This window comes from Pseudoalteromonas sp. (assembly GCF_036960685.1).
Classification (GTDB): Bacteria; Pseudomonadota; Gammaproteobacteria; order Enterobacterales; family Alteromonadaceae; genus Pseudoalteromonas.
In genome coordinates this window covers 248,589-260,240 of the sequence record NZ_JBALXK010000003.1, presented here as the reverse complement: position 1 = coordinate 260,240, position 11,652 = coordinate 248,589, and the positions used below count along the sequence as shown (strand labels likewise).

Genomic DNA, 11,652 nt, shown 5'->3' with positions numbered 1-11,652 from the left:
TCGTAATATTATACAAGCTAAGCACGTTTCACAGGGTGTGACATATTGTCGCAGCCTTCATTTACAGCAAAGATAACTAAGCATCACGAGTAACGCATAAACAGTTAAAGTCATAAAATTAAACTTACGAAATAATTAACATTTGTTCACAAAATAATTTTTTAATCACCTCCGTTTTCGTACCAAATATAGATAAATTAATCATTAAATATCAATGAAATAAGATTTAGCAGCACTTAAAACCTAGCATAAGCCAGCTTAATTTTATTTTTCAAGGCATTTGACAGCGTTGTCAACTGCGTGCTAGCTTTGGTTAAATGTTAAATAAATGATAACTAAAAGTTACTTAAAACTGAGTGTCCAACTCGCTAACGTTGCCCTAAAAAATTAAAGTAAGGAAAGTAAAAATGAAGAGCCACCTGATTGGGTTTAAACCCAGTAAAACGTTTATTGCTGTATCACTTGCTACTAGCGCTGTTATTTCAAGCAACGCGTTTGCAGCGAGTTGTGACGGCATAAACACTTACCCAGACTTCCCACAATTAGATTGGCAAGGCAGCCCTAGCCACGCCAACGCAGGGGATTTAATGCAGCATGAAAACAGTGCTTACAAAGCGAAGTGGTATACAAATTCAATTCCAGGGAGTGATGGTAGTTGGGCCTTCGAACATCAATGTGGAGATCCTACGGATCCAACTGACCCTACAGATCCCACCATTCCAACAGACCCGAAACTAGGTGAGATATGTAAAGACTACAGTATTTGGAGCCAAGGTACTGTCGCTAAAGCTGGCGATACACTGGTGAATGATGAATATATCGCTTACACCGCTAAATGGGAAACATCTTCACGCCCAGGTAGCGATGACACCTGGAACTGGCAAGTAAATTGCGACGGTACTGAACAAGGCACAGCACCACTGCTTTCATTACCCAATGCCAATGATCCGGTTAATTTAGAAATGCCTGGTTGGCCTAGTGACTTTGTGGTTGCAAGCCCAGCATCTTCGGCGCCAGCTCATCTTAGCGTTAATCTAATTAGCAGTGCTGATTTAGCGGATATCACTAAACTTACTAATGATTTTGTTGCTGCCATTGGCCAAGCTGCACAAGCTGGCACTACATCTATCATTCTACAAAGCAATGTTCTTGATAATATTACCTTAGATAAAGGCGTCTCTTTAGGGACGATAAGTGTTAAACAAGCTTTAACTGATGCCTTAGCAACAACAAATAAAAGCGGCAGTATCAACGTTGCCGACATTGACGCCTTAACCGATGACGCCATGGGTTGGGCGCAGGCACAAAACTTAATCATGACAGCAATCGCACCTAATGCGACTTTTGGTTGGTCATTAAGCATTGGTGACTTTGCTTTTGATACTCATTCAGGTAAGCGCTCAGTATGGAATGCAGCGTCAAAGGATACAGCTGACTTACTTGATACCTTATCGCTGTATAAAGGTGCATCTAAAGCAGATTTTATTGCCTTTACTAAATCAAGTAGCTCCGCAAGCTTAACTAGCGATCAATGGCATAACGCCCTTGAATACGTAAAACAAGTAACCGATTTTGTACAAGCACCGGCGATGCTGTCATCAGTACCTACTGCACAGGCTGCAACTTACTTTATGGGTAACACTTTAGGCGAAAGTAATATCCGCAAAGCCGCGCACAGTAATCTATTTGCTATCTTATTTGATACTGACAGCACTGATTTAACAAATAAAATAGCCAGCTATCAGAGCAGCCCTGTGCCTCTTTATTATGTTGGTACACCTGCTAATGTCTCATCTCTAACTAGTATCGCATCATTGAACAGTGATTTAACTAATGCTGAAACAGTGATGGACAGTGAAGTCTTCTTGTATGAAACCCCCAATTCAACTTGGGTTCCTTCAACTATTTATAAATGGGCTGACTTTTTAACGGGCTTAAACTCAATGCATAACGTGGGTGTTGCTGGCGAAAAGTTCTGGCTAATTGACAGCTCAGCAGACGATGCCACCAATGCTATTTACGCTAAAGTAGCTATTGCAGCGTTTTTATCACAAAGCATGCAAGAAACCATACGTTTCGATGCCTGTGATGAGAACAATTGGTCAGAGGTAAAATACGGCGCAGCCGTCGACTACCCAATGACCGCCAGCTGTGGTCAATTAGGGCAAAAATATGCTGATTACGGTACTAATCCGGTTTCAGGAAACGATCATCCATACTCATGCCCACGCGATGAAAAGATGGAGCAAACAGCCACCACACATGCTAAATGGTATGGCGCACCAGCCCCCATATTTGTGGCTCCCGATGCCGTACTTGCAGAGCAAGGTTTATTAGTTAATGGCAAAGTAGGTCGTTGGACCAATGCCGGCCACTGTAATACCGTACCAACCGCTATCGATACCTCTAAACAAGTTTACGAGCGCGACGAATGTAAGCAATACGTAGGTCAAAAAGCCGGCAGCTTTATTTGGGATGGTAGTGATGAAAGTGTGCAAGGCTGTGGCTGGTGGGGTCGTGGTGTAATTCAAACCACAGGCCGTCAAAACTTCGGTACTTTAAATCACTTTGTTGGCCGCTCACATGTTGACCCTGATACCATTGGCACAACCATTGACGGCGTAACTGTTGCAGCTGCACCAGAAAGCCCGCTATACGCAGACTTAGATTTATGTTCAAACCCAGGACTGGTTTGTAGCTCAGAAGAACATAAAGAAATTAAGTGGATTGCCGGTTTATTCTTCTGGGTTAATTCAGTACAAGCCTATGACAATACAGGTGGCCCATACGCCGGTTGGGACTACTACACAGAGCTGAAAAACTATGTGGATGGTGGCTTACAAGGCACCGCCTTTGTGGATGCGGTATCTGGTATTGTAAACCGTGGTTGCCCTGATGATCATTGCCCAGTGAGTGGTGAAGTACACGCGATTGAAGAGCGCCGCGCTAACTTTAAACTAGTACTACAAAAGCTGGGGTTAAACCCGCTTTAAGCGAAACATTAAACAATCCCACAACAACACAATAATATGCCCGCTAATTAAAAATTAGCGGGCATATTTATTTATCCTTCCCTGACTTTGAGAGTTATATCTAATATCGCATGACCCATTTATAGCCTTTTGTTGGTACTCAAAAACCACAGCAAGGTCGTCTTCAAGACTACTTACAAATAGGTTAAATTGCAGTTTTTTACATTTCATCATATCTTCCCTCGACATTGTAAAAAAAACAACGTTATACTATCACCTAATGAAATACATGAATTTACACTCGCTCAGACATAATAAAACACTCTTAAAATATTTAATGGTGTGTTTGCTGCTGTTTAGTGTTTTTTCACCGTGGCACTCAACCGTGCACGCAGTGCAAAATAGCACTGAATGCCAACTCTGCATAAATTCGTTTGATTTTGACGATTTTTTATCCCCTACCGCCAGCGTTTTTGAACCTGAAACAAACCTATACGGTGCTGTTTTAACTGTTCTGCCCTCTTTATTTGGCGGATCAGTTGTAACCACTGGAAACCGCGATCCACCGAGTACGCTTTAAAATTTACTATTAAAAATCGTTTTACACAGACTGTTTGTCATCAGGCAAACAGCCCGTTTTAGTGCAAATTTTAGAGATAAAATAATGAAAATTAAGTATTCACCATTAGTTTTAGCGGTATTAACTGCTATCAGTTCACATGCTATGGCAGCAGAGAAACAAATTCAAAAAGATGAAAGCGATTTAGAAAAAATTGTTATTACTGCATCCCCAATCAAACGTACCGTACTTCAATCAAGTACACCTGTATCTATTTTAAGTGGCGAAGAACTTGATCAACACCAAGCCGCAACCTTAGGCGAAACCTTGAAAAATGTACCCGGCGTACACAGCTCTTATTTTGGACCTGTTGCCAGCAGTCCAATTATCAGAGGATTAGATGGACCTCGAATCAAGGTTGTACAAAACGGATTAGGTGCATCTGATGCCTCGCGCGTTGGTCCCGATCACCAAGTATCAACGGAAACATCAACAGCAACACAAATTGAAGTATTACGCGGACCAGCCACCTTACTTTATGGCAGCGGTGCTATTGGCGGCGTGGTTAATGTGGTTGATAATCGCCTACCTGTAGAAAGACAACAAGGTATTAGTGGAGAGGTATTTGCTCAGTACGATAACGTAGCAGATTCAAAAACAACATCCACAGATTTAAATGCTGGATCAGGTGACTTTGCTGTTCATATTGATGCCTACAATCGTAATACCGGTGACTATAAAATACCTGTCCCTGCTGATATAAATGAAGATGGCGGTAGCACTAAACTCTCAAACTCAGCAATCGATGCACATGGCTATAATTTAGGTGCTGGCTGGATAACTGACGATACACGCGTAGCTTTTGCTTATGGCTCAATGGATTCAGAATACGGTTTACCAGGTGAAGATGGCGTATTTATTAAATTAAAACAAGACCGCTATCAAGGCGTCGTTGATTGGAATAACCTTGACGGTTTTATAAAATCAGTGCATTGGCAAAATGCATATACTGATTACCAGCACTCAGAAATAGAAGGCACAGAAATAGGCACCACGTTTAAGAATGAAAGTATCGAGTCTAGGCTGTGGGCAGAGCACAGCGCGGTATATGGCTGGCACGGCATCGTTGGTTTGCATTACAACAACAGTGACTTTGAAGCGATTGGCGAAGAAGCCTTTACCCCACCAACAAAAACAGACAGCCTAGCGGCATTTGTCATGGAAGAAAAGCAAACAGGTGCTTTACTATGGCAAATTGGCACACGAGTCGAACAGCTTACCCATAAAGTAAACAACCAGTTTTTTGATGAGCTAGCAGTTGATAACAGTATATCTTTTGAAGACCAAGATTATACCGCAGTATCTGGTTCTGCTGGAGTAGTTTGGAGTCTTACGGATAAGCACTCATTAGCCTTTAATTATGCATACTCACAACGCGCGCCTTCTTCATCTGAAATTTATGCCTATGGCCCACACATAGGATCAGGTACATATGAAGTAGGCGGTGCTTTTGATGTTGTTAATAACAATGATGGTACTTACTCAGTAGCTCAAGTTGCCCAGAGTATGGATAAAGAAGTATCAAACAACTTAGACGCTACATATCGCTATAATGCTGATAACTGGAATGCAAGCTTAAGCCTGTTCCAAAACCAAGTGAATGACTACATATACGAAGATGTAAGCAACCTTGTGCTCAGTGATGGTGAGTTTATTACGGCGCAAGATTATCAACAACAACTAAACAACGGCGTAGGCTCTGACGAAGAAACCGACGGTTTACCTGTTGTACTCTTTGCCCAACAAGACGCAAAGCTCTATGGGTTTGAAGCACAAGTAGACTGGCACTTAAACGAACAGTGGCGATTAGATGTGTTTTCGGATTATACCCGTGCGAAGTTGGATAAAGGTGGAAACGTACCACGCATTCCACCTTTACGCGTTGGTTCATCACTGCATTATGAGTATGGTAACTGGCACACTGAAGTTGAAGTCATTCGCAACAGTAAACAAAATAAGATAGCCGCTAACGAAACACCAACCGATGGCTATACCATGGTATCAGCTGCTGCCAACTACTATATTGATTTAGGGAAGGTTGATATGACAGTGTATTTAAAGGCCGATAACCTAACAGACCAAGAAGCACGAGTGCATTCATCATATTTAAAAGACGAAGCCCCTCTTCCTGGCCGCTCAGTTAGCCTTGGCGTAAGAGCGCGTTTTTAAAAAACGCTTAGCCACAAGATTAAATTAACAACAAAAATCCCCCCCCCCCGCATTTACATGCGGGGGTTTGTTTAATAAGTAATGTAGTTGTTTAGCTAAAAAGCTTTGAGCAACACATAACTAAGCTTTATAAAAGTTAAACTAATTTTGAGGGTAAGTGACTAGCTAGCAAGCGAATGCTGTTAATTATTTAACAGTGTAAACCCCAAAAGCTGAACAGCAAAAGGAGTCTACATATAGGTTGGTCAGTAATATCGTAAAATTATTTGCTCCAGGTAATCTCAGCTAACTGATTGGTTGCTGTTTGATGAATAATAAGCCCATTATTACCCATTCGCATATGCCTTATTAAGCCCGAGTATACCCCCTCTTTACTGGGTATTTGCCAGCTTTGCATGGTTTCAGTTGCAAGGTCGAACCTAACTAAGGTTTCAGGCCGCTTAGCTGACTCGTTAAACCAAATTGCATTATCTGCATACTCAATAGCATACGGGTGACTCTCTTCGCCACTGGGATTATCCCACTGAGTTATTTTAGTCGTTTTTGGGTTATAGCGACCCAGTTTACCCATGCCCGAATTAACGTAAAAAACCATATCATCCGGCGTTATGGCAAGTCGGCGGGTATGAGTATTCGCGCCAGGTAGTTTAATTTCGGTCAGTTTCATAGAGCTTTTATCGACCTTAATCAAACAATTACTGCCATTGCACGACACCCAAGGAGTACCGTTTGAATCAAGCTTGATACCATAAGGCCGCGAGCCCGCGGTTGGTAAAGTAACTAATTTAATATCACCACTTTTAGGATTGAGTTTACCAATCATATTACTGTGTTGTAGGGTAAACCAAAACGTCCCAGCATCATCAAACACACCGGTATGCGGATCGCAGGCTTTTTTATCAGGCATTTTATAAACTTTAAACTGCTCCGTTGCTAAATCTAAGTAGCCAACGGTGCCATTTTTATTGCCTAAAAACCAAGGGGTCTGGTTTTTATCAAGTGAGACACTGTGTGCATACGTACCGCTGGGCAATGTGTACTCTTTCATATCACCCGTTTTAGGGTTTAACCTACCTAGAATATTCCCCCATTGGCCAACCCACCATATAATGCCGTTTTCACCCTGTACGGGATCCCGCGCACGTTGCCCAAGTGTGGGCACTTGCCAGTATTTAAACTGCAGCTTTATATCACCAGCCACAACCTTTGACTCACGCTTAGCGTTAACTGGATAATGTTCTGCTAGATAAGCACTTACATCTTGAGTTAATTGCGTGTCTGAGCCTGTATCAACCATGTAGCTAATAAGCGTTTTCCAATGCTCTTGACTGTAACCCGTACTGCGCTCGAGATTCTTAAGGCTATGGCAACTACTGCATAACTGCTCAACTAATTGCTTCGGTTCTTTGGCCAAAACAGATACTGGTGAAATTAATACTCCCGATAGAGCCATTACAGCTACATATTTATTAACTACAGATTTATCCTTACTCATAACGCCCCCATGCTTTTATTATTTAAAGCATAGGGTATAAACAGGTATCATCAACGAGATTTATGCGTAAAAGCGATAATCGCTGTCACTATTAACAACTTATTGCCACACCTGAACATCATTTACTACACAAGTCTTATCATACTGTTGCCAGTTTAAAAGCTCAGTTATAATCCCCCTTTAAAGCTACATTTTTAGCCTCTAACTTGGACCCACAACAATGAAAAAACTCTCTGCCGTGCAAATCAAGCAACAAGCACTTGTACTGAATGTTGCCGACACAATAGAAGAACAAGGCCGCAATGAACTCCCAGGTATGCTGCAATGCTGGTTTGATGTTGAGTACCACTTATTTCCGGGTTCGTTACTTATGTGCTTTCAGTTTGAAGATGAACAGGCACTAGCCGCCGCAGAGCCAGAGCTTTTAAAATGGCAAAAACGCTTAAGTGGTGCGATGCTTAAAAAAGGCGTGATTTTAAAAGACATGCGCAAGCATTTGGTATTTACCCTCAAAGGGCCTGATGATTAAATCAGGTTTTTGTCATTTTCGTATATTTTTTAACATAGTGACAATTATAATCGATTCAGTCATAGAAACATTATTATAAGACTAAAGCTTGGCCTAAAGTGGAATAAAATGTTTACCTTAGCCATCCGCTTTCAAACTTTATGAATTATGCTCATCTAACCTAAAGGTTATAAACCGGCTCACTATCTGACTCTTGATTTTTAACTCTACATTAGGTACATTTATCAATATATAATGTTAAAAGGATAAAACATGAATAGCTCACAAGTTAAGGATAATAAAAAGTTAGTCGAAGCCATCCGCAAAAATCATCAAGTAATTTATTTATTAAAGCCCCATGAACTTGAAGAGATGCATGATAAAATCACCAAAAATAGCGCGATATCCAACAGTAGAGTTGTCGCGGGTAATGCATCAGCAGCTTTAGATACCAGAACTCTCATTCAAATGGTTCGTGACCTTGGAGTTAATGGTCAAGTTTATGAGAAGTATATTCGAGGCGAGAAATACATTATTTTCAAAGGCAAACTTGAATTTAGAACAATATTTACTAAGACAGCACAAAACGCCCGTGTCGTTGACATGGCGATAGGTAAAACCTCAGCTATCGTAAAACATGTTCGTTCAGGCGCAAGACTAACTATCTTCTTTACTGTTCCTATTGTGATACTTGAACATATTCTAGAGGATGAAATATTACTTAGTAACTTACTAGCAGATATGGCTGTATCCTTAATAAAAATAGGTATATCTAGTATAGCTGCGGCTGTTGCAGCAGTAGCAATAGGAACAACAACTACGATAGCTGCACTGCCATTGGCTGTAGCTATATTTATTGGTCTTGCGGTAGCTTACTCTTTAGATAAATTAGATGAGCATTTTAGTATTACTGAAAAGCTTGGTCTAATTTTAAGGGAAATAGAAGATGCAACTATTGGTGAAATAAGTAGAAAAGGCTGGGAGTTAGAAAAAATTCTTCGTTGGCAAATTGCGAACGATATTCGACCAGGAAAAGGCATCTTCTACCCTTAACATTATTGGCTTCAATCATGCTTATTAAAAAAATTAATACCTTTATAGTGCTGTCATTATTACTATTTAGTGATTATTCATTTTCGAAATCTTTTCCTTTAAATAATATTGGTTGTGTGCTGATTAATGAGGGCTATTTAAACAATGATTCCAATATTCTAAGAAGTAACTTAGTTGAGCTATCCACTAATATTAATAAATATGCGCTACTTTATAAAAACAATCAAATTGTTGTAAAGGCAAAAGCGGCAACAGTTATTCAAACAGACCGACAAAAGCCATGGATTAGCTCTTTCGAGTTAATCATTTCACAAATGAACAAAGACACAGTTCGCGTTAGAAGCTCTCCAAGAATTAACGATAACGAGAAAATGAATATTTATTTTTCTATTTCTTCTGGGGAAAGTAGTGAACTGGTTGTTTCATGCAGTGCTCGCGAGTAAATAAAGTTTTGCGATCAGAATTAATTTATATAACCTTAATTGCTGCAGTATGTGTTCTTCTTTCGATTCTTAGTCCTAAAGTAATTAATGTACTATATAGTTTAGTAATTACTATATTCTCTTTTGGATGTTTTTATATTTTACACATTATAAAAAAAAATCAGCAACAATCTGAACCAAAAGCTTTAAATTCAGTATTATCAAAATTATTAATAGCCTCTTTTTTACTTTCTACTTCTTTGTTTACAATGTGGTTCTCCTATAAATTTATTTTAGATCCGTTTTCAATTGCTTGTAAGTACAATACAGGATGCGAAACAGGTCCGTTCGGTTGGTCCATTTCTTTATTGCTATTCGGTGCGTCTTCATTATTGTTATACATTAGTTTTATACTCGTTAAATCGGCAATAAAGAAAAGTTAGTCACACTCAGGATACCAACCTCGATAATCAGTCTAACCTGCTTATAGGGGACTGTATTGATGCTTATTAAGCTAACTTTATTTATCCTTTGAGAGCCCTCTAGGTCAAGCTTAATTAACTCAGGGAAGAATGCTAAAAAAATAGCATCTAATTCAGTGTAATGACGGGTAATATCTTCCGCAGCGCCAGTAAAGGTGTTAGTAAAACGAATCCGCGCAGCAATATTATCAAGCGCCAATCCCACCCCTTCAACAGTTTCGTACTCTTTAAACCAATCGTTTTCTATCATGCTGGTAACTACGCGCTGCATTTTTGCTGGCATAACTGGAATACGTTTACCCAAAAGCTTATAACTGGTTTGCTTAAAATCAGTGAGTGGTTGCTGATTAAAAATATGCCAATGCTTAATTAAAAAGTGGTCAAACAACACATCAACCGCTACCCCAGCAAAACGCTTGCGATGTGGTGAAAAATATTGTTTAGCCTCTTTTACAAGTGAGTGCGAATCAGTGAATTTGTCGACTAAATAATGGTTATCTAGCGCATTTTTAACGGTTGCGGGTATCTGTTTTAATTGCCGTTGGCCACCAAAATCTCCCAGTAAATTCCCAAAATGTGAGTCGGCAGTCGGTTTTGCTAAATAAAGATGAGCCAAATAATTCAAGGCAGTCCTACGATCTAATGTATGTCACTAAGAATCAATAAGTATCTACTCAACCAGCCCTGCAAGGATCTGACTTTGATAGTCACTATTTTGTTTTCGATATTCATTGGGAATATTCCCCACAATACTTTTAAACACACGATTAAACGTTGCAAGAGACGAAAAGCCACTCTCAAGTGCAATGCTCAATATACTCCATTCTCGAGCTTGTTCACTTGCTAATAACTCTTTCGCATAATTTACACGATATTGATTTATAAAAAGATTAAAGTTAGCAACCTTATAATGATATCGAATCGCTCGGCTAATTTTATATTCCGGCACCATCAGCGCTTGCGCAAAATCTGAAATTTTAAGGTTCGTTTGTAAGAATAATTGCTGTTCGTTTATGAGTTCAGAAATACCAGCCACCAACTCGGGTGGTATTTGCTCTTGATGATTACTATCACTAGAATGCTTTACTTCATCACTATCAAAACCAACCTCATTCTCACCATTTTGAAGTTGCATTTGCTTGATTGAGTTACTTGCTTGAAGAGTCATGACCGTGTGCATTGCAAATACAATTAACAGCGCAGAAGAGGTGATAATTAGCGGATTATATAGCGCAATCTCCGCGGGGCTAAATATAAATACAGGTAATATACTGGCATTAACAACCGCTAAAAAGTACGCACTAGCAAAAATCACCGACTGCACTTTTTGAGCGTGTGTTTTGCTATTGAAACCTCTCAGCGACTCCCAAAAAGAAAGCACTAAAATGCACGATGAAAGTAAACCTGTTATTTCATTCATGCCTTGTTTTAATCGCCACATTATATGACTGCTAGAAAGCGGTTGCGGGTCAAGGCTAACTAAATAGTGCCATGTTTGATTAAACATGATCAAAAGCGCGATAACTGAAGCAACGGCCACATGCCTGCGTGAAATAGGATTGTGTTCACGAAATAAGGCCCGTGAAATTAACCACGAAACATTACACGTTGCGCAAGTAAACAAGCCAATAAAATACTGATATTCACCAATGCTCGGTGCACTGAGTTTTTGCGCCCCCACCATACACAGCGAGCCACAAAATATAACAAATAAATAATGAACCAGCTGCTTATCTTTTTTAAGCGCATTTAAAAGCATCAAACTCATACAAACAAAAATTAGCAGAAAATAAGGAGACGTATTTTGCATAACAGTGCGCTTTTAACCTGACGTATAAACTTACCTAGTTAACATAGTACAAAGTAACTTTTCAGTTAGCAAAAAGACTTTGTTAGGGAATGTGTCTGTAGAAGTTAATTAATTCTAAAAAT

Annotated in this window: 7 protein-coding genes and 1 pseudogene; 5 read left to right on the top strand and 3 right to left on the bottom strand. The window is 39.7% G+C overall.

Going from position 1 to position 11,652, the window contains the following annotated elements; translation table 11 throughout:
• The first annotated feature begins 407 nt into the window (after nt 1-407).
• Together V7783_RS04790 and V7783_RS04785 are read left to right on the top strand one after the other, a co-directional pair.
• Complete coding sequence (locus V7783_RS04790; protein WP_335677722.1) at nt 408-2,993, top strand: cellulose-binding domain-containing protein; 2,586 nt, start codon at nt 408-410, stop codon at nt 2,991-2,993.
• A 643-nt stretch (nt 2,994-3,636) separates the two neighbouring features.
• A complete protein-coding gene (locus tag V7783_RS04785; RefSeq protein ID WP_335677721.1) occupies nt 3,637-5,760 on the top strand; it encodes a TonB-dependent receptor in 2,124 nt (707 codons plus the stop codon).
• A 262-nt stretch (nt 5,761-6,022) separates the two neighbouring features.
• Here the strand turns inward: V7783_RS04785 and V7783_RS04780 are convergent, their stop codons facing one another.
• Entirely contained in the window at nt 6,023-7,255 is a 1,233-nt protein-coding gene (locus V7783_RS04780; protein WP_335677720.1) for a Vgb family protein, read from the bottom strand.
• A 220-nt stretch (nt 7,256-7,475) separates the two neighbouring features.
• On the opposite strand from V7783_RS04780, the gene V7783_RS04775 reads away from it, so the two are divergent.
• From V7783_RS04775 to V7783_RS04765, 3 genes are all read left to right on the top strand, one after another.
• Entirely contained in the window at nt 7,476-7,784 is a 309-nt protein-coding gene (locus tag V7783_RS04775; RefSeq protein ID WP_335677719.1) for a hypothetical protein, read from the top strand.
• A 252-nt stretch (nt 7,785-8,036) separates the two neighbouring features.
• The gene (locus V7783_RS04770; RefSeq protein ID WP_335677718.1) at nt 8,037-8,816 is read left to right on the top strand and encodes a hypothetical protein; all 780 of its coding nucleotides are present in this window, start codon (nt 8,037-8,039) and stop codon (nt 8,814-8,816) included.
• Between the two features lie 17 nt (nt 8,817-8,833).
• Nucleotides 8,834-9,259 carry a hypothetical protein gene (locus tag V7783_RS04765; protein ID WP_335677717.1) on the top strand — a complete coding sequence of 142 codons (426 nt, stop codon included), beginning with the start codon at nt 8,834-8,836 and terminating at the stop codon, nt 9,257-9,259.
• A 507-nt stretch (nt 9,260-9,766) separates the two neighbouring features.
• Here the strand turns inward: V7783_RS04765 and V7783_RS04760 are convergent.
• Nucleotides 9,767-10,345: pseudogene (locus V7783_RS04760) on the bottom strand (acyl carrier protein phosphodiesterase); the annotation flags it as partial.
• A gap of 45 nt (nt 10,346-10,390) precedes the next feature.
• Nucleotides 10,391-11,479, bottom strand: coding sequence for a helix-turn-helix domain-containing protein (locus tag V7783_RS04755; protein ID WP_335677715.1), 1,089 nt, complete (start codon nt 11,477-11,479; stop codon nt 10,391-10,393).
• Between the last annotated feature and the right edge of the window lie 173 nt (nt 11,480-11,652).

Coding starts and splice junctions, on each gene's coding strand:
- V7783_RS04790 (WP_335677722.1), top strand. CDS start 408: ATGAAGAGCCACCTGATTGGGTTTAAACCCAGTAAAACGTTTATTGCT.
- V7783_RS04785 (WP_335677721.1), top strand. CDS start 3,637: ATGAAAATTAAGTATTCACCATTAGTTTTAGCGGTATTAACTGCTATC.
- V7783_RS04780 (WP_335677720.1), bottom strand. CDS start 7,255: ATGAGTAAGGATAAATCTGTAGTTAATAAATATGTAGCTGTAATGGCT.
- V7783_RS04775 (WP_335677719.1), top strand. CDS start 7,476: ATGAAAAAACTCTCTGCCGTGCAAATCAAGCAACAAGCACTTGTACTG.
- V7783_RS04770 (WP_335677718.1), top strand. CDS start 8,037: ATGAATAGCTCACAAGTTAAGGATAATAAAAAGTTAGTCGAAGCCATC.
- V7783_RS04765 (WP_335677717.1), top strand. CDS start 8,834: ATGCTTATTAAAAAAATTAATACCTTTATAGTGCTGTCATTATTACTA.
- V7783_RS04755 (WP_335677715.1), bottom strand. CDS start 11,479: ATGCTTTTAAATGCGCTTAAAAAAGATAAGCAGCTGGTTCATTATTTA.